Here is a 19,387-nt window from a genome sequence, read left to right as displayed (position 1 = left end):
GGGCTTCCTAGGGCTTCTCGGTCGTGGGGTGCGTGGGGGTGTGGTCGGAGCTGCCGTTGCCACTGCCGGTGTCCAGCGTCCGGGCGGCGGCGATGTTCTCCTCTTCCAGGATCCGGTAGTTCTTCGCCATCGTGTCGATGCCGTCGCCGGTGCTGTCCAGGACCTCGCCGGTCTGACTGATGCCGTCCAGGATCTGCTGGTGCGGGTTCTCGTACGACTCCAGGAACTGCTGGCCGGTCTCGTCGTCGCCCCACGGCTGCCCGAGCGAGCCGAGCTTCGCCTCCAGCTCGGTCCCGATGCCCTTGAACCGCGCCGCCAGCTCCCGCAGGTACGGCAGTTGGTTCTGCAGGCCCTCGGTGTTGACCTCGAACGATTCGTTACCCACGGAGTCCTCCGGTGGGTCGGCCGTTGGCGAGGTAGTCGCTCACGGAGTCGGGCATGCCGGGGGTGTCAGGGAGCAGCGTGCCGGGGTCGACCTTGCCCTCGACGAGATCGGCGACGCGGACGCCCGGCGGGAGCGACAGGTCGGTCAACTCGGCGACCTTCGTCATGGCGTCCGCGCGCGCCTCGGCGAAGGCCGCCATCAGCGCCTCCGCGAGCTCCTTGGGCGCCATCCGGTGGTAGGCGCCGGTGGGGAACTCCACGGCCGTGAGCTCGCCCTGGGCCGTCACCGTCACCTTGACGGCTTGCCGGGGAGCGCTGCCGGTCCCGGTGACCTCGTTGATCCTGCGCCGGGTCTCCGAGGCTTCGGCGCGCTGCTTCTGATACAGGGTCAGCATGTCCTCGATGCCCTGGTCGTACGGGGTGGTCATGGTGGCTCCTCGTCAGATGATCGCGTCGAAGTCGTCGTCAGCGGCGACGCCCCAGGTGTCGCTCGCCTGGACCAGCAGGTCGGCGGCGCCCCGGCCGGACTTCTCCTCGGCCGGCTCCTCGGCGTCCGCCTCGGGCGCGGGCTCCTCTTCGAAGTCGCCGACGGCGCAAGCGGGTTCGGCGCTGCTGCGGTAGACCACCGGGCTCGCCTCCGTACTGGTCGTCACGATGCTCCGGTTGGGCCGCCAGGTGGCGAACCGCGGTTCCTCCTCGGCGGGTTGGGCCGAGCTGGCCGCCGGGGACGAGGTGCCCCACGCACCCTCCGCCTCCGCGCTGTATCCGGTGGCGCGCACGTCCCGATCCTCCTGGACGGGCACGGACCCCAGAAGCGGCACGAACGCCGCCCCGGCGGTGTCCCACCCGGTGGCGTTCCCGCCACGGAGGACGGTCGGCACCGGGCCGGGCGACGCGGCGGGCTCGGCCAACTCGACCTCGGCGAAGTCGGCCTCCTCACCCTCACCCGCGTCCGCCGCCCATGCCTCTTCACGCGAGGGCACGCCCGCCGCCGGGTGGTGGCTTCCGGGTTCGGCGGCGGGCCGGCCCCCGGCCGGGGAGGTGGGCGGTGTGGCGCTCGTGCCGGCGGGGTGAAGGCCGGGAGGCGTGGCCGGTGTGGGCGCTTGGCCCGCGGTCTGCGGTGCCCCTGCGATCGGCTGATCCACGGCATGGATCGCGGGCAGCACGGCCGCCTCGCCCACGGCGGGTGAGGCGGGGTTCGCGCCGTGGGTGGTGGTCTGCTCGCCCGCCTGAGCGGCCTGAGCAGCCTGAGCGGCCTGAGTGGCCGGGGCCTGTCGGCTGCCGGGGCCCGCTGTCACGGAACTCGCGACCGCTTCGCCCACCACCGCGACCAGTTCTGCGGCTGCCGTGGCGGCCGACCACTCGGTGGCACCGGCCGCCGCTGTGGCCTCGCCCGAGGCCGATACCGCGGCACCGCGTTCCTGCGGCTGTAGCTGCGGGGTCGGGGTCTGCCCCGCCGTCGCGGGCGGCTCGGCTGACGTCTCGGCGGCGACGGCACTCGCGACGGCCACGGCCGCTGCGGCTGCGCCGACAGCGAGGGCGAGGCCCTCGCCGCCCGCGGCCGTTGCCTGGACCTCCGGCTCGGTCGCGGCGGGGTCGCCGCTCCACGGGTCGGCGCTCGGGTCGAGCAGGCCGGAGGCGTCGCTGCGCTCGCCGTTCCGCTCGCCTGCCGCCGCGCCCGCCGCGCCGCCCATGCCCGGCAGGAAGGGCATCCCCTCGCCCTCCGCAGCCGTCTCGCCCGAGGCCACCTCCTCCGCAGCCGCGCCCGGCTCGCCCGTCGTGACGGCCCGCTCGGTCGGCAGGCCGAGGCCCTCGCCGCCTGCGGCGGTGCCGAGATGGCCGCCGACCTCGCTGCCGAGGCCGGTCTCGCCGGCCCAGGGTTCGGCGCTGGAGGCGAGCAGGCCCGAGGCGTCGCTGCGTTCGCCGTTGTGACCGCTCGCGGCCTGACCTGCGCCGCCGCCCATGCCAGGCATGTAGGGCATGCCCTCGCCTGGCGTGGCGTCAGTTCCGGTCCCTGCGCCCTGGCCGGAGAGGGCCGTCGCGCCGGGGAGCGTGTCCGCGCCGAGTCCGGGCGCGTGCTCCGTGGGGAGGGAGAGACCCTCGCCGCCCGCAGCGGTGCCGAGGTGACCGCCGATGTCCCCGCCGACGTTCGTGGCGCCCGCCCAGGGCTTGCCGCTCGCGTCCAACAGGCCCGAGGCGTCGCTGCGTTCGCCGTTGTGGCCCGCGGCCTGGCCTGCGCCGCCGCCCATGCCGGGCATGTAGGGCATGCCCTCGCCGAGGCCGCCCGCAGCGCCCACACCGGGCTCGGCCGTTCCGGTGCCGCTGCCGGGCAGACCGGACTCCAACGAGGTGCTGCCCGGGAACCGTTCGTCGGCCCCGAGCCCCCCGGTCCCGATGCCGTCGCCGGTGGAGAGCTTGCCCGGCTTGGCGGCGCCCAGGCTGCCGACGCCACCGACCCCCGTCTCGCCGGGGAACGCCGAGCTCTTGAACGCCGACTTCTCGGCCGGGAGGCTCCCCGCGCCGCCCGTACCGAGATTTCCGGCCCGGGGCAGCAGGGACGCGGCGCTCAGCCCGAGCGGGTCGAGGCCGTTGCCGAGGCCGCCGGTACCGCCGGTGCCCAGGCCCCCGCTGTACGCGCTCGGGTTGAGCGCGCGGTCGAGTGCGCTCGGATTGAGGGCGCTGATCCCGGGACCGGTGCCCAGACCGGTGCCGAGTCCGGACGGGTCGAGACCGCTGCCGAGCCCGCTGCCGAGGCCGGACGGGTTGAGGCCGGACGGGTCGAGGGACTTGAGGTTCGCACCGGGGCCCAGTGGGTTCGCGCCGGGGCCTAGTGGGTTGGCGCTGAGGTCCATCGGGGTGAGCGGCGCCGCCGTGTCGGCGGTGCGCAGACCGCTGAGGTCGGGGTTGACCGGGGCGGGCATGGTGTCGGTGAAGGCGGGCTGGTCGGGCCCGTTGCCCGTGGTCGGGGGAGGAGTGTTGCCCAGCGGCGAGTTGATCGGCCCCGGGGAGCGGACCGAGTCGATGGTGACCTGGTACTCGCCCGCCAGGCTCTTGAGCACGGCGCGCATGTCCTCGTTCATCCACTCGACCAGCTGCGGGCGCTGGCTGATCGGGATGAGGCCGTTGGACATGGGCGTGACGCCGCTCTTGATGGCCTCGTTGGCGTAGTAGGTGTCGATCTCGGAGATCAGGTTCTGCGCGTTGACCAGGTTGACGGCGTTGTTGGCCAGTTGCTGGGGGACGGAGTCCACGCCGGAGGTGCCACCGGACAGGGCGGCCGCCGTCGAGGTGACCTGCTTGGAGAAGGTCTCCATCATGGTGAGGAACGAGTCGGCGGCGTCACCCTTCCACGGGCCGTTGTCCCCGGCCAGCGCCTTGGCCTGGTCGGTGAACGCCTGGGCGACGCCGCTCAGCACCTGCTGCACCTGGAAGAAGATGTCCGCGGCGTCCTGCAACGACTGCGGATCGGAGACGGACTTCGCGTGCGAGGAGTTGGCGGAGCTGTCCACCCCGGCCGACATCCCGTTGATGGCGGCCTCGATCTGCTTCCAGTCCCAGTTGTCGTAGTCCTGGACGGAGCCCGGGTCCGAACTGGGGTCGCCGAAGACCGTGCCGTCGCCGCCCTGGGTGAACCCGCCGCTGTTGTAGTCGCCCGACCCCATCGTCCCCACCCGCTCATCCGATTCGAAACGCCGCGCGCCCGCGCCGCGCTGTCACCCCGCGCCGTCACCCGCCGCCCGTGCCCTCGCCGCCGCGGTCAGCGGCGAGGGCACGGGCGGGAGCTCAACTGCTGTTGCCTCCGCTGGGCGGAGCACCGGGGGTGCCCCCGGCGTCCGTGATCAGCGAGGTGAAGTCGCCGTCCGTCGACTGGAACGCGTTCTGCAGGTCGGTCGCGCTCGCCGAGTTGGCGTCCTCGATGGTCTTGTACTTCGCGCTGAGCTGCCGCACTCCGGCGCTCAGGTCGCTCAGCCCCTGGCTGAGGTCACCGAGCACCTTGACGAACTGCTCCTTCAGACCGGCGTCGGCGTTGGGTCCGGTGACGTCGATCCGCATCTTGTTGGCGTGGTAGAAGTCCCCGGGTTCCACCGAGACCCCCTCCAGCGCCGTCTGGGCCTTGCGGACCGGGTCGACCAACTGGTCGATGTTGTCCGCGAAGAGGTCCAGGGACGGCGTGTCCACCGTCGTTCCCTTGCCGCCGTCGCCCCCCGAGGGGACCGGCGGCGGCGTGAACGGCTGCGGGTTCGAGTAGGAGCCGTGCCCGTTGGGCACGGAGGTGCCGTTGCCGTACTGCTTCGGCTGGTACGGCGGCGGCTTCGGGTGAGACCGCGGGTTGTTGATCGGGGCGCCGGGCATGCGTCACGCCCAGAGCTGAACGCCTTGGCGCTCACCGTTGGCGTAGTACTCGTTGATCTGGCCCAGCATCTGGATCGCGGCGGCGACCTTGCTGGTCATGTCGGCGGCGGCGGTGTCCCACTGCGCCTTGACCTGCGTGTAGGTGGCCTGCGCGTCGCTGGTCCACTCGGCCAGGTTGATCTTCGACTGGCTGTCGAGGTCGGCGAGCGTCTGGTTCAGCTGCTGGGTGATGGAGTTCATCTCGCCGACGATGTAGTCGACCTGCTCCATCTGCACGGTGTACGTGGTCATGCTGGGGCTCTCCTTCGAGTGGTCGGCACAACGGTCCCGGGGACCGGCGCACGTGAGTGGTCGTCAGTCGGGCCTACAGGCCCGGCAGCCCGCCGTAGTTGCCCGCGCCGATGGTCTGCGCCACCTGCTGTGCCACCTGCTCGGTGTCGGCGTGGGTGTTGGCGTAGACGTTGGTGTTCTGCGCCAGCTTCTCCAGCATGGTGCTCAGGGCGTTGTTGACCGAGCGGAAGTCCTCCAGCCACTGCGTCATGGCCTGGTTGAAGATGGTGGCGGCCTCGCCGGTCCAGCTGGCCTGCAGGGCCTCGATCTGGCCCTCGACCTGTGAGTAGGAGCGCGTGGCGTCGTCCAGGGCGGTCTGGAAGGTGCCCTGGGCGGTGGTCATTCCCTGGAGTTCGACAGCGGTCAGCTTGCTCACTGCGGTTCCTTTCGTCGCGGTTTCTTGCCCGGGAGACGGGAGTTGGGACGTCGATCAGGAAGTGGAAGGCTCGTGTGTCATGAGTGCACCAAGGACGCGGACGGTTGCGCTTCGGCCACGGCTGTGCGCTCAGGGTCAAGTCGGGGAAGGTCGTCGGGCGTCAGCGTGCGGGTGCGGGCGGTCGCGGACAGGCGCTCGGCGAGGCGGTTGACCTCGAAGGCGCAGTGCTCCGGCGGTCGGGAGGTGAACAGCGCCGTCGCGGCCGCCGTCGCCTCCTCGCCCAGGCGGAAGCCGAACAGCCGAAGTCGGCGCTCCAGCAGTGCGGTGAGCTCCTCCGCCGTGTACGGCGCCAACTCGACGTACTCGGCGAACGCTTCAGCCGTCTCGGGGTGTCCGGCCAGCGCCTGCATCAGGTGGGGCTCGCTGCCGCTGAGCGCCAGCACCGCCCCGTGCGGCTTGGGGGCGAGCTTCGCCAGCGCGGTGAGGACCGGCTCGCGCTGCTGCTCCGGGCGCTGGGTGAACTCCGCGTCCAACTCCAGGAGCAGCAGGCCGCCTTCGGACTCCCGCAGCGCGGCGGCGAGCCGGAACACCGGCTGCTCCGCCCAGCGCACCGGGACGTGCGAGAGCGGCAGCCGCTGCACCGTCCCGGAGCTCAGCAGCCCGAACTCCGCCAGGCAGCGGGCGTAGAGGGACGCCAGTGCCTGTCGCCCGCTGCCGGGTCGGCCCTGCAGCACCACGTGCGCCAGGCCTTCCACCAGACTGCCTGACTGATGCAGCGTCACCAGTTGCCGCAGGCGGGTGCGCAACGCGGCGCGGGCCGCGTCCAGGCCCACCACGGAGTCGAGCCGACGCAGCCCCGGCGAGTCGAACTCGGCCGCAGGCGTGGCCTGCGGCGCGGCCGGTCCGCCCTGCTGGGACGACTGCGGCTGCTGCGGCTGCTGCTGCGGTTGCTGCGGTGCCTGCTGTGGCGTCTGCGGCATCGGAGCGGACTGGTCCGCGGCCGGGACGGTGAGCACGTCGGCGCCGACGAGCACCGACAGTGCGGCGTCGTCCGAGGACGCCTCCGTCGCCAGGCGCGACGCCTGACGGCTGATCATCTCCTCGAAGATCTGCCTGGCGACACGGCCGTTGCCGAAGGTCGCGCCCTTCGGCACGTCCTCGAAGTAGCGGACCAGCGCCTGCAGCGCGTCGTCGGTGAGCTCGTAGTAGTGCTTGGCGCACAGCCCCTCGACAATGGTCACCAACTCGTCGGGGCTGTAGTTGGGGAACTCCACCGAGCGGGCGAAGCGCGACGCCATGCCGGGGTTGGAGGCCAGGAACTGGTCCATCTGCGCCGAGTATCCGGCGACGATCACCACGATCTCGTCGCGGTGGTCCTCCATCAGCTTCATCAGCGTCTCGACGGCTTCCTGGCCGAAGTCCGGGCCGCTGCCCTTGGACTGGTTGGTCAGGGTGTACGCCTCGTCGATGAAGAGGACGCCGCCGAGCGCCCTGTTGAAGACCTCGGTGGTCTTGATCGCCGTGCCGCCGATGATCTGGGCGACCAGGTCGGCGCGGGCCACCTCGACGATGTGGCCCTGGCTCAGGATGCCGAGCTCGGCCAGGACCGCGCCGTAGAGGCGGGCGACCGTGGTCTTGCCGGTGCCGGGCGGTCCGGCGAAGACCAGGTGGCGGCTCATCGGCGGCATCGGCAGGCCCATCTCCTGGCGCCGCTGGGCCATCTTGTTCACGTTGATGAGCCCGGTGACCTCGCGCTTGACGCTCTCCAGGCCCACCAGGGCCTCCAGATCCGCCAGCGGCCCGGTGCCCAGGTGGTGTGCGCCCGGGTGTTGTTCCGTGCGCTGAGCGGACGGCTTCTGCTGCGCCGACGGCGACGCGGGGCGCTCTCCGCCCTGCCGACCGGACGAGGAGAACTCGCGCACCCCGCTGCCGCCGTTGTCGTGCACCTCGCAGTGATGCATCTGCACCGGCTCGTCCGAGCTGGAGCGCATGCCGTCGCCGGAGTTGCCGACCAGGGCGCAGTTGGTCAGCTCGGCCCGCGCCCCTGCCTGGACGTGCACGCCGTGGCCGTGCGCGCCGGTCACCCGGCAGCCGACCGCAGCGAGCGTCCCACCCTCGGCGACCCGGACGCCGTCCGCGTCGGAGTCGGCGAACTCGCTGTCGTGCGCGGTGAGCTGGGAGTCCGCGCCGACCACCGTCGTCCAGCCGCGGATCTGGGCGCCGGTCAGCTGCGCCCGGGCGCCCCCGGCCAGACCTATCCCGGTCCCGGCCCCGACCCCGACCGCGGTTCCGGCCGAGGGCCCTGTGCCACCCGGGGCGTGCAGGCGCACCTCCGTGAGGCGTGCCTCGGCGCGCTCGTCCAGTTCGATGCCGCCGCCACTGCCCGCGCCGGTGATCTCGCCACCCTGCACGGTCAGCACGGCCTCGCCCACGGCGCGCACGGCCGCCGTCCGCGCGCCGCGGACCGTCAGGTCCGTACACTCCGCCGCGCTGCTCGTGTCCACCAGCAGACCGACGGGGGAGTCGGCGAGGACGCAGCCCTCCAGGCGTGGCCGAGCCCCGCCGGTCACCTGGACGGCGACGGTGGCGGCCGCGGTCACCGTGCAGCCGCGCAGCAGCGCCGTGGACGGACCGGCGATATGCAGGGCCTGGCCGCGCGAGCGCTCGAAGCGGCACTCGGTGAGCACCGTCTCGCCGCTGCTGGTGAGGTAGGCGTCCACGGCGGCGCTGCCGCCGACGACCACATGGTCCAGCCGGGCGACGCCCTCCTGCTCGACCGCGAGCGCGGGCTTGCGGCAGCTCTGGACCTGCGTCGCCTCCACGGTCACCGAGCCCTGGCCGTTGACGCAGACGCCGTTGCCCTGCACCCGCTCCACGGTGCAGTCGCGCACGGTGAGCCTGCCCCGGTCCGCGACCACGACGGCCGAGGAGGCGACGTCGGTGATCCGGGACCGCTCGATCAGGCTCGCGCCGGGTGAGGTGACCACGACGCCCGCGCCCTGGCTGTTCGTCAGCGAGCAGGAGCGCAGTGCCACCGTGCCGTTGTGCCAGGCCAGTACGGCAGCCCAGGCGGAACCCTCGATCCGGCAGCCGTCCAGTGCGGCCTGACCGCGCCGGACGTCCAGCACCGGCGCCTCCGAGTCGGCGCCGGAGAGCACCAGACCCGACAGCTGGACCGCCTCGGCGTCCAGCACCAGGGCGCTGCCCTTCTCGGCGTGGATGCGGACCTCGGCACCCTCGGCTCCCGCGTTCTCGGCAGCGAGGGAGACCGGGCGAGTGATCGTCAGCGCCTCGTCGTACCGCCCGGCGGAGACCGTGATCAGCGCGCCGTCGGTCGCGTCACGCAGGGCCTCGCCGATGGTCCGGTAGGCGCCCGCCTGGGAGCGGGAGACGAGCAGGACAGGTCGGTTCACGTGGTCGCTCCCCTGCGTGCGGCGCTGGCTCGGCTGGGCCCGGCACGTCCGAGCAGGCCGGGGGCCGTGCCGAGGACGGGTCCGGAAGGGTCACTGCTGTCGCCGCCACCGGCGGACTTCAGGGCTTCGGCCGCGCGCTCCAGGACACCGAGCGCGAGGCCGTCGAGTGGCGCGTCGGCCCCCTCCGCCTCCGTCGGCGTGGCTGCCTCCGCGGCCGCCTCCGCTGCGGTCAGTTCGCGGAGCAGCAGCAGCGGGCGCGGGCCGCTGTCGTCGCTGCGCAGCACCTTGAAGGCGGTCCCCGGCAGGAAGACGACCCGGTCCGGAGCGGCCGGGTCCAGCAGGCTGGTGCGACGGCCCGTCAGCGACCAGACCAGCAGGTCCGCGGTCCGCTCCGGGGCCGGACGCCACTCGGTCCACGCCGTCCAGAACGCCCACTCGGTGACCTGGCGGCCCTCGTGGTACCACTCCAGCTCGGCGGGGGTGAGCCGGGCCCGGACCAGGGCCGCGCCCCGGTACGACGGCAGCCGCCGCAGACCGGACGCGATGCAGCGGGCCAGCGGCACGTGCGGCCCGACGGTGGCGCCGCGCACGGGGTGGTCCACCTCGGCGCCGTCGCCGGAGAGGTAGAGCCGTACGGCGACCAGGTCGGTCAGCGCCTCCGCGGCCGTCCGCGACCCGTCGCGCAGACCCGGCGACTCCGACATCACGCGGGAGACGCTCCCGGCGATCGCGTGGTACTGCGCGCTGAAGGTGCGGCGCACCCAGTCCCGCTCCTGCTCGATGCCCTGCTGCGGCGGCAGGGCGAGGGCACTCTCCTTGGGCACGGGCTGCACCCTGACGCCCTCCGCCGTGAGCACGGACGCCGACGCGGCCGCAGGTGCGGCCTCGGGTGCGGCCTCGGCGGGCCGGCCAGGCTCCTCGGCGCGCTGCGGCGTGCCGTGCGGCCCCTCCGCCTGCCCTCCGGGCGCACCGGACTCCAGCCGGATCCCGGCGATGGCGGGCAGCGCGGGCCTGGCGGCGGCCTCGGGGGTGGCCTCGGCCGGGGGCGTCGGCGCCGACGGCGCGGCCGACGACACGTCAGCGCCCGCTTGCGGCCCGGCTTGCGGGTCGAGAGCCCCGATGGGTCCGACGACCGGCGCGATGGTCGGGAGGGAAGCGGGCCGCACCCCGCGAACTGTCGCCCCGTCGAACGCGTCGGGCTCCCCTGGCGCGTGCGTGGCGGCCGGGACAGGCCCGGCTGAGCCGGAACCGCCGGGTCCGGCCGCCGGTTCGTTCCGGCGCGGCTCACCGTCCGGGTTCGTCGCCTCGGTTGCTGACGGCCCGGCGTCGGGCTCGGGAGTCGCCCAGGGGGCGGCCGGTGCGGGGTCGGTGCGGAGAGCGGGGTGACCGGTGACCGGCCCGTGCGGGCTCGGCCCGGCGGCCGGTGGCGGCGGGGCCACATCCGGGCGAGCACCTGCCGGTTGGGCCGCGACGGGCTCGGCCCCGGAAGGGCCGGGAGCGGCGTTCCCCGCCGGAGCGGGGATCGGAGCGGCGATCGGCGCGGGGATCAGTCCGTGCGGCTCTACGTCCGCGCCGGGACCCGTGAGCGGCTGAGTCGCCGTCACCGGGCCCGGCCCCGCCGAGGCCGTGGCCGTCAGCGCGGGCGAGCCGGTCTGAACGGGTGCGGGTGACGCAGGCGCCGCGGGCGTCAGCGCGTTCGCCGGGCCGGACGTCTGGGTCTGGGGCTGGGGGAGGGCCGGTGCGGCGACGGGGGGAAGCGTGGCGAGCGGCGGCGCAGCCGGGACGGCCGTGGCTCCCGACGTCGGCGACGAGGTGCTCTCGTCAGGGGCGAGGTTGCCGAGGGCCCGGCCCTGCTGACCGGAGGCGGAGGTGGAGGGGGCATGTCCGCGGGTGCCCTGCTCGGCCGCCTCGGCGGCGGACACGGACGCCTCCAACTCAGCCGCCCAGAGGGCGACATGCGCGGGGCGGGGCCGGGTCGTGCCCGGAGCGGTGAGGAAGGGCTCGGTGGAGTGCTCCGGCACGGACCAGGCGTCCTGGTGCCCGGGCGGCGCGGCCAGCGCCGCGTCGTCGGCCGGGGCGATCCGGAACAGCGACCGCGCGGCCGGCTCCAGCCGCCAGAGCATGTCCTCCGCGAGGGACTTCATCCGCTCGCCCCCGTCGGGCGCGCTGCGGTCGTACAGCAGGGCCGAGTAGCCGGGGGCGGCCGGGATCCTGCGCACCTCCTCGCTGTTGGCGGGCTCGATCGCGGGCCGCATCCACAGGCCCGCCTGCACCACCTCCAGCACATCGGTCGCGGTGTACTCGTAGAACGTGGGGCCGATCTGACGCACCCCTGGCAGCGGCGACCGCAGGCCGAGCAGGACGGGCGGCCCGGCGCTGCCGGGCGTGTACTCCAAGCCCTGCACGAAGGGTTCCCAGTTGGGCAGTTCGGCGTCGAGGGGGCCCGCGCCCAGGGGCAGTTCGGTCCAGAGCGTGACGGGCTGTTCGAACGCGTCGGCCAGGGCCTGCCCGAGCGCACCGCCGTCCGGGACCGCCACGGGACCGAAGTGGACGAACTTCACCCGCGTGCGCACCGAGGGCAGCACGGAGCCCCACACGCCGACGACGTCGGCGAGCGGCACGGCGGGGCCGCCAGGGCAGCCCAGGATGATCGTCAGTACTGAGCGGTCGCTGGGGAGCAGGTCCACCAGGCGACGCCAGGCGGCGAGCAGCCCGTGCGGCCGGGCGCTGCGCACCCACACCCCGCTGGGCACCGACTCGGCCACCCCGAACGGGCTGGTCTGCCACGGCCGGTCCAGGGTGGAGAACTCCCACATCGGCTTGGGGAAACGCTGCGAGTCGCGATCCGGCTCACGGCCGGGCCGAAACCGCAGCCATCCCGCGCCGTGGTCGGCGGGGATGAACAGGCCGCCGCCCGCGGTGGGCAGCAGCTCGCCGTCGGGGGCGAGCACCAGCCGGTCCAGCTGGTCCGCGATGGCCTGTCCGGCCCGGCGCGACTCCTGGGGCGTGGCCCGGCCGAAGATCAGCCGCAGACTGCCCCGACGGGGGGCCAGCAGCCGCGCCACCGCAGGCCAGGCCTCGTCCAGGGCGCCGAAGGGCAGGTCCACCACCACCAGCAGGTGCTGGTCGTCCTGGGCGAGCCCGGTGGCGAACGCCACGGCCTGCGGGTCCGGTTCGCCCTTGGGGTGGATCAGCAGGGCGTGCCCGGCCACCCGGGCCTGCAGCGCCGTGCCGGTCGAGCGTCCGGCCCGCAGCACGGACGCCATCAGGAGCCACCGCCGACCGTCGCCTCGGCGGCGCTCTGGCTCAGCACCGGCCCGCGCGGCAGCACGTCGAGCAGGCTCTGCGGCAGCTCGACGGGGCTGGTGCTCCCCAGACCGAGCAGCGCCGCGGCGGTGCTGTCGATCGGATAGGCCGTGCCCTGATCGGTGATCAGGTACTCCTGGGGGTTGGACACCTGGGCCACGACGTCCTCCTGCGCGACGGCGAACACACCACCGCCCACCGGGACGTCGACGGCGGGGCCTCCGGTTCCGCTCCCGCCGTGTTCGAGCACCAACGTGCCCGCCACGGTGCGACCGTTGGCGGCGATGTGCTGCAGCTCGCACACCGCCGAGCGGCTGCCGACCGCCAGCTGCCGGGCACCCAGGACATCGGGCAGGTCCGTCCCCGGCGAGTTGCCCGGCGCGGCGACCGGCGCGGCTGCCATCACCGTCGAGCTGACCTGCCGCACCGGCGCGGCGCCGGGCTCGGCGGCCAGCAGCGCGGCCGTGGTGGCGCTGACGGGGGCCAGACCTCCCGCGGTCATGACGTAGGTACGGCTGTCACCGTCCGTGGTGGTGAACAGCTGACCGATTTTGACGGCCTGGCCACCCACGGATCCGGCCGGTCGCCCGCTCCCGGCCAGCGCCGGCGCGACGAGGGGCGCGCCCGCCGGGAGCGTGCGCAGCCAGCTGTCCGGAGCGGGGACGGCCTGGTCGGTGTCCAGCCGCAGGGCGATCAGGGTGGCGGTCGAAGGCACCAGGTAGCTGACGCCCTGCCACAGCAGGTGGAGCTTGCCGTCCGGCCCGGTGAGCAGCACCTGCTGGTCGGCGGGGACGACGCTGGTGCGGCCCGCCGGGGTGAAGTCCACCGACTCGCCCGCCGGGAGGTCGGGCCGGAGGCACCGGGTCCACGGCCCGTTCAGCAGCGCCGACGCGTCAGGCAGCGCGTCCGGTGCGTCCGGGATGCCGATCGGAGCGCCGTCCGGAGTGTTCGCGAGCGACTTGGCGGACACGGACCGCATGGTTGCGCCCTTGCCCGCGATCAGCAGCGCCGAGGCGTAGTTGCGCACCGGACGCAGCACCCCGTCGAGATAGAGGTAACGGCTGCCGGTGCTCTGGTCCAGCACGATGGAGCCCGGCGTGCGCCAATCGTCGGTAGGGGCCGGGGAGATGAGCCCGTAGACGCCGAACCCGGCGCACAGCAGGACGACGATGCCCGCGCCCAGGACACTGCCGAGGGCGGCGCGCTTGGTCGGGCTCTCGCCGCGGCCCGGGTCTCCGCTCACCAGCGCGGTGGCCAGGCGGCCCATGGCGAACTGATAGGCCTGCAAGTGGTCGCGTCGTGTCTGCACGGTCTCTCCTCTCAGCTCGCCAGCGAACGGAACCAGGCATACGCGTGCACCGCCTGGAGCAGCAGCGGCAGCAGCGCGATGGCCGAGATCGTCTCCAGCAGGTCGCCGGAGTGCGCCCAGACCGGCAGCAGTCGGCTGCTGGGCAGCCGCCAGGCGGCCACCAGCAGCAACCCGGCGGCGACCAGGAGCACCACCACGGCCACGGCCCGTCCGGTCGGGGAGTGCGACGCGCCGCGCACCACGAGCAGCAGCGCGAGACCGAGCGCTCCCGCGAGCACCATCGGGACCCGCTGGAGCGTGCTGGTCAGTCCACGCGAGCGCAGCAGCACCGCGCCGCAGAAGGCGAGCGGCAGCACCCAGCCGATCCACCCGGATTCCCGCACCATGCACCACAGGCCCACCGCGTAGACCAGCGCCGAGGCCAGGCTGAGGGTGTTGAGGTAGGCGTGGGCGGCGGTGACCCGGCGCTCCACGCGCTCCTGCGGCTCGGGGTCGATGTCCTGCTGCAACTCCTCGGCGTTGTGCGGCAGTTGCGGGACGCGCAGCCGCGCCAACCGCAGCGCCAGCCGGGGCCCGAAGTGCCCGAGGACGAACAGCGCCACCGCGACGACGGCCGCCGCCTGACCGGCCGGCAGGTCGCTGGAGCGCGCCAGCAGCGCACCGATCCCGGCGGCCAGCGCCACGGTCAGCGCCGTCGCAGGGATGACCACGGGCAGCACCCGCAGCCCGAGCAGCACCGTGGCCAGGACCGCCACCGCGCCGGCGGCGACCAGGACGCTGGGCTCACCGGGCGCGTAGCCGCCGAAACCCCCGAAGCCCGCGAAACCCCCGTACGCTCCGTGGCCGCCGTGCGGTGCGGCCCGGAACGTGAGACCGGCCGTGGCGGCGAACAGCAGGGCGGCGGTCCCGGCCAGCACGACGGTCCCGTCTCCGCTGCGCAGCCGGTCGCCGGTCACCGCGACGGCCGCCAGCAGGACCGCGAGGCCACCGGCCGTGCCCGCGGCGGCGGCCCCGGGTCCGAAGCCGAGCAGCGCCCACAGCAGGGCGGCGAGCGTGAGCGCGGCGACGGTCACGGCCAGGCGACGCGTGTGCTGCGGCTGCCAACGGTCGGCGCGTCCGGCCAGGACGTGGGCGACGCCGTCCGCGAGGTCGTCGAAGTGCAGCGAGGGCAGTGCCGACTCGGCGGGGCGCAGATACAGCACCTCGCCGTCGCGCAGGCCGAGCGAGTCCGGGGTCGCGTCGGGGTCGAGCGGATCCTCGCCCAGGCGTTGCAGCACCCAGGGCCCGTTGCCGGGGTCCGTCGGCTCCTCGATCCTGGCCAGCAGCGCGGGCAACAGCGCGGAGACGGAGAGCGAGACCGGGACCGCGAGGTCGGCCTGGGCCTTCGGCCCGACCACGGTGACGCGGCAGACCTCGGCGGAGAGCACGGGTTCGATGGTCATGGTGCGGTCACCAATCCGGTGTGTATGAGGCGGACGGACCGGCGGGTGACGAGCTGGGCGCGCCCGGCGGGCAGGGTGCGGGGCTTGGCCTCGCCGAGGAACTTGCCCTCCTCCTTGGGGTAGGAGAAGAGGAGGGCGGGGTTGCCCAGCTCCCAGAGCCGGCGCAGCAGAGGGTCCATCATCGCCCGCGTGGCGCCGGAGGTGGAACGGGCCACGACCAGGTGCAGGCCCACGTGGGCGCCATGGGAGAGCAGCGGCAGCAGCGGGGCCAGCGGCGAGTTGGCGCCGACACCGCCGCTCGGGGCGAGCAGGTCGTAGTCGTCGACCAGGGCGAACAGCAGCGGACCCGACCACCAGTCACGTCGCGAAAGCTGCTCCGGGCTGATCTCCGGCCCGGGAACGCGCTTGCCGACGGAGACGGCCGCGTTCTCGGCCAGGGTGGCCAGGCCGTCGCGGTCCACCACGTAGCCGATCCGGTACTCCTCCGGGATCATCGCCAGCAGGCCGCGACCTGGGTCGGCGGCGATGATGCGGGCCTGCTCGGGGGTGTAGCGGTCGGTGATCGCCTTGACCACCAGCCGCAGCGCGTTGGTCTTCCCGGTCTCGCCGTCGCCGAACACCATCAGGTGCGGCTGGGCTTCGAAGTCGTGCCAGACCGGCGCGAGACGTTGCTCGTCCCAGCCGAGCGCCACCCGCAGGTCGCCCTCGGCGCGCGGCAGGTCCTCGACCGGGAGTTGCGTCGGCAGCAGTCGGACACCGGGCGCGGTCCCCGCGGGCCAGAAGGCCCGGATCTCGGTGACGGCGGCCTTGGTGGCCTCGGTCAGGTCCGCCGTCTCGGCGGAGCTGTCCAGGCGCGGCAGCGCCGCCAGGAAGTGGTGCCCGGAGGCCGTCAGCCCGCGGCCGGGCTGGTGCGGGATGGTGGCCGCGACCCGCGGCCCGACCTCCGACTCCAGCGAGTCGCCGAGGCGCAGCTCCAACTTGGTGCCGAGCATGTCGCGCAGTCGGGGCCGCAGCTCCGACCAGCGCACCGCGGAGGCGACCAGGTGGATGCCGAAGGAGAGGCCGCGCACGGCCAGTTCCATGACCTTCGGCTCCAGGTCGTCGAAGTCCTGACGGAGCGTGAACCAGCCGTCCACCACCAGGAAGACGTCGCCGTACGGGTCGTCGACCGCGCCCTGGGCGCGCAGCGCGCGGTAGGCGGCCATCGACTCCAGGCCCCGCGCGGTGAACTCCTGCTCGCGGCGCTCCATGAGCTGGGTCAGCTCGGCCACGGTGCGCAGCACCCGGTCCCGCTCCAGGCGGGTCGCCACCGAGCCGACGTGGGGCAGGCCGGAGACCGACACCAGACCGCCGCCGCCGAAGTCCAGGCAGTAGAACTGCACTTCCTCGGGGGTGTGGGTGAGCGCGAGGGAGAGGATCAACGTGCGCAGCGCGGTGGACTTGCCCGTCTGCGGTGCGCCGACCAGGCCCACGTGCCCGTCAGCGGCGGACAGGTCGGCGACCAGCAACTCGCGCAGCTGCTCGTAGGGGCGGTCCACCATGCCGAGCGGGACGCGCAGTTTGCCGAGCCAGGGGTAGTCGGCGGCGGTCATGCCGCGCGCCGGGTCGGGAACAATGCCGGGCAGCAGCTGGTCCAGGCTGGCGGGAGCCGTCAGCGGCGGCAGCCACACCTGGCGGGCCGGCGGGCCGCTCTCCTCCAGGCGACCGATCAGCACCTCCAGCAGCGACTCGTCGCTCTGGGCGCGGTCCGGCTCCTCTGCGGCCGGTCGCGGCGCGGGGACCGCCGCGACCGCGGCGGCCTCGGAGAGCAACTGGCCCTGCTGGTCCAGCGTGAAGGGCCGGACCTCGTGATGCGCCCTGGCCTGTTGGAGTGACTCCTCGGCCGCGCTGACCGGATCCGGCGCCGGGCCGGAGACGTAGGCGGCCTTGAAACGCACCAGGTTGGTGGTGTCGATCTTGAGGTAGCCGTTGCCGGGCGCCGACGGCAGCTCGTAGGCGGAGGCGACACCGATGACGCTGCGGGACTCCATCGAGGAGAAGGTGCGCAGTGCGATCCGGTAGGAGAGGTGCCCCTCCACCTTGTGGATCCGGCTCTCGTCCAGGCGCTGCGAGGCCAGCAGCAGGTGCACCCCGAGGCTGCGCCCGAGACGGCCTATGGACACGAACAGGTCGACGAACTCGGGCTTGCTGGCGAGCAGTTCGGAGAACTCGTCGACGATGACGAGCAGCGAGGGCAGCGGCGCGAGCTCGGCCCCGGCGTTGCGCGCCTTCTCGTAGTCGAACAGCGAGGAGTACCCGGACTCGCGCAGGAGCTCCTGACGACGGATCATCTCGCCGTTGATGGAGTCCCTCATCCGGTCGACCAGGTGGATCTCGTCGGCCAGGTTGGTGATCACCGCCGAAGTGTGCGGCAGCCGGTCCATGTTGAGGAAGGTCGCGCCGCCCTTGAAGTCCACCAGGACCAGGTTCAGCACCTCGGAGGAGTGCGTGGCGGCCAGGCCGATCACCAGGGTGCGCAGCAGTTCGCTCTTGCCGGAGCCGGTCGCACCGATGAGCAGGCCGTGCGGGCCCATGCCGCCCTGTGCCGACTCCTTCAGGTCCAGCTCGATGACCTCGCCGTCCTCGGTGACGCCCAGCGGCACCAGCAGCCGGGCCGCCTGCACCTGCCGGGGCCGCCACTTGGCGTCCACGTCGAAGCCGCGGGCGTCGCGGATGCCGAGAAGCGTGGTCAGTTCGAGGTCCGACTCCAGGGGCCGGTCAGGGAGTTCGAGGCCGCCGCTGGTGCGCAGCGGGGCGAGGACCCGGGCCAGTGTCACCGCCTCGACGGCGCTGAGCGCGTCCGCCTGGGCCGAGACCGTGTCACCGCCGGAGGGGAACTCCACCCGGTCGCCGTGCACGGTCAGCCGCAGCACCTTGGGGCCGCCCGTCATGGCGCCGGTCGCGTCCAGCAGCACGACGTTGCGCAGGCCGCCGTGGAGGAGCCGCGAGGAGTCGGGCAGCGGCGCGCCCTGGGCGATCACGACGACGAACGGCTCCGCGATGCTGGGCGAGGCACTCGGGTCGTGGTCGGGCCGGTCGCGCACCTCCGTGCCCAGCAGCTGCATCAGCGTGTCGTGGTCGGCCGCCGCGAGGCGCACCGGCCCGGCCGCGTCCTGCTCGGAGCGGTGCGCGTTGTGCGGCAGCCACTTGACCCAGTCCCACTCGGCACGCCCGGTGTCGCTGCCCAGTACGGCGACGCGGAGCTCGTCGGGGGAGTGGAAGACCGCGAGCTGGCCCACCATGGCGCGGATCAGCGCGAGAGCGGAGGCGCCGTCACCGGCGAACTCCACGCTGGTGAAGCGGGAGAGCGTGACCGGGATCGGCAGGCCGGGGACCGTCTGGTGCGCCATGGTGAACCGGCGCAGCGAGACCGCGCAGAGCGGTTCCAGATCCTCGACCGGCTTGGTCTGCGGCGGCACGAACTCCAGCGCGGCCCGCCGCACCCCGAGGCCGATCCGCACCCGCCCGAAGTCCTCGTGCCCGGGACGCCGTTCCCACAGCCGCGTGCCGCGCGCCAGGGCCCACAGGTCGCGCGGCGCGGGGTTGTCCCACAGCAGCGCGGCGCGCTGCTCGTCCGCCGCCTGCCGGGCCTGCTTGCGCTTCTGCGCCAGATAACGCAGGTAGTCCCGTCGCTCCGCGCGCATTCGGCGTCGCCGATCGCCACTTGCGCGCCCGAGTTGAGTGAGCGTCATGCTCACCATGGCGACACCCATCATCCCCGACATCATGTACGAGGTAGGACCGGCGCTGCGCATGGAGAACATCAGCACCATGGCGCCTGCGCCCAGCCCCATGGGCAGATACATCAGCGTGGACCCGAAGTCGGCGCTCGCGGGCTCCCCGAGCACGGGGGGCTCAGCCAACTCGACTTGGCCATCAGGCATTTCCGGGCCTTCTGCGCGCGGCGCACGCTTCACGAGGACCGTGCTCAAGCGGGTACTCCTCCGAGCGTGAACATGTCCAACACGAGCCCACTATAAGCAGGTCACCGAGCTGCGCGCACCCCTGAGTCGAAGGTTCGGTTCCACTCACGTCTATGCGCGTCAACTTCCCAGCGGCCGCCGGGAAGCGGACGCCACACTGCCGGGCGGGCGTTACCGCGAGGTGAATTCGGTATTGCCCTGAGGGGCTGCTTCGCGGCCTTTCCGTGGTCGCCCGGTCGCCCGGTCGTCAGCCCTGAGCCTGCGACAGGTGTCCTACGGCCGGCGCCCGTCGTGGGGCCGTCGCGGCCGTCTGCGAGGACTGGAGATCCTGTGGGTGTCAATCATCATCTCGCGGTCTCCCAGGAGATCCTGACCCTACGTCACCAACCCACGGTCCTGCGTCGGCATTGCGAAAGCTGATCAGGCGTCGCCACGTCCGGACGAGTGCCCACCGCAGGCCGAGGCGTCCGCGGACCGTCGCTTCGATTCGGCGTCCGTCACCTCCCTCAACA

Annotated in this window: 11 protein-coding genes; all 11 read right to left on the bottom strand. The window is 73.5% G+C overall.

All coding sequences use genetic code 11. From position 1 onward, the window contains the following. Window positions 1–7 precede the first annotated feature (7 nt). The 11 genes from I2501_RS31405 to eccCa all read right to left on the bottom strand — a co-directional run bounded on the left by I2501_RS31405 (window position 8) and on the right by eccCa (window position 18,836). Complete coding sequence (locus tag I2501_RS31405) at window positions 8–385, bottom strand: hypothetical protein (RefSeq protein WP_196197713.1); 378 nt, start codon at window positions 383–385, stop codon at window positions 8–10. Further along, window positions 378–812: a YbaB/EbfC family nucleoid-associated protein gene (locus I2501_RS31400; protein WP_196197712.1), complete on the bottom strand. Its 435-nt coding sequence runs from the start codon at window positions 810–812 to the stop codon at window positions 378–380. The genes I2501_RS31405 and I2501_RS31400 overlap by 8 nt, the downstream gene beginning before the upstream one ends. A 12-nt stretch (window positions 813–824) precedes the next feature. Continuing rightward, on the bottom strand, window positions 825–4,055 hold the full coding sequence (locus tag I2501_RS31395; RefSeq protein ID WP_196197711.1) for a hypothetical protein: 3,231 nt from the start codon (window positions 4,053–4,055) through the stop codon (window positions 825–827). A 112-nt stretch (window positions 4,056–4,167) separates the two neighbouring features. Beyond that, on the bottom strand, window positions 4,168–4,737 hold the full coding sequence (locus tag I2501_RS31390; RefSeq protein ID WP_196197710.1) for a hypothetical protein: 570 nt from the start codon (window positions 4,735–4,737) through the stop codon (window positions 4,168–4,170). A 3-nt stretch (window positions 4,738–4,740) separates the two neighbouring features. After that, a complete protein-coding gene (locus tag I2501_RS31385) occupies window positions 4,741–5,028 on the bottom strand; it encodes a WXG100 family type VII secretion target (RefSeq protein WP_042442803.1) in 288 nt (95 codons plus the stop codon). Between the two features lie 73 nt (window positions 5,029–5,101). Further along, window positions 5,102–5,443: a WXG100 family type VII secretion target gene (locus I2501_RS31380; RefSeq protein WP_196197709.1), complete on the bottom strand. Its 342-nt coding sequence runs from the start codon at window positions 5,441–5,443 to the stop codon at window positions 5,102–5,104. A gap of 77 nt (window positions 5,444–5,520) precedes the next feature. Then, entirely contained in the window at window positions 5,521–8,856 is a 3,336-nt protein-coding gene (locus tag I2501_RS31375) for a right-handed parallel beta-helix repeat-containing protein (protein ID WP_196197708.1), read from the bottom strand. Then, window positions 8,853–12,122 carry a hypothetical protein gene (locus I2501_RS31370; protein ID WP_196197707.1) on the bottom strand — a complete coding sequence of 1,090 codons (3,270 nt, stop codon included), beginning with the start codon at window positions 12,120–12,122 and terminating at the stop codon, window positions 8,853–8,855. Before I2501_RS31370 ends, I2501_RS31375 begins: the two co-directional genes overlap by 4 nt. Then, window positions 12,122–13,471, bottom strand: coding sequence for a type VII secretion protein EccB (eccB, locus tag I2501_RS31365; protein ID WP_196197706.1), 1,350 nt, complete (start codon window positions 13,469–13,471; stop codon window positions 12,122–12,124). The genes I2501_RS31370 and eccB overlap by 1 nt, the downstream gene beginning before the upstream one ends. Window positions 13,472–13,482: 11 nt before the next feature. Further along, window positions 13,483–14,913, bottom strand: a complete 1,431-nt coding sequence (gene eccD, locus I2501_RS31360) for a type VII secretion integral membrane protein EccD (RefSeq protein WP_196197705.1) — start codon at window positions 14,911–14,913, stop codon at window positions 13,483–13,485. Then, window positions 14,910–18,836: a type VII secretion protein EccCa gene (gene eccCa, locus I2501_RS31355; protein ID WP_196197704.1), complete on the bottom strand. Its 3,927-nt coding sequence runs from the start codon at window positions 18,834–18,836 to the stop codon at window positions 14,910–14,912. Before eccCa ends, eccD begins: the two co-directional genes overlap by 4 nt. Window positions 18,837–19,387: the final 551 nt, after the last annotated feature.

Origin of the sequence: Streptacidiphilus fuscans (genome assembly GCF_015690355.1) — a bacterium.
GTDB classification, from domain to species: Bacteria; Actinomycetota; Actinomycetes; order Streptomycetales; family Streptomycetaceae; genus Streptacidiphilus; species Streptacidiphilus fuscans.
This window is presented reverse-complemented; position numbering and strand designations above follow the sequence as displayed.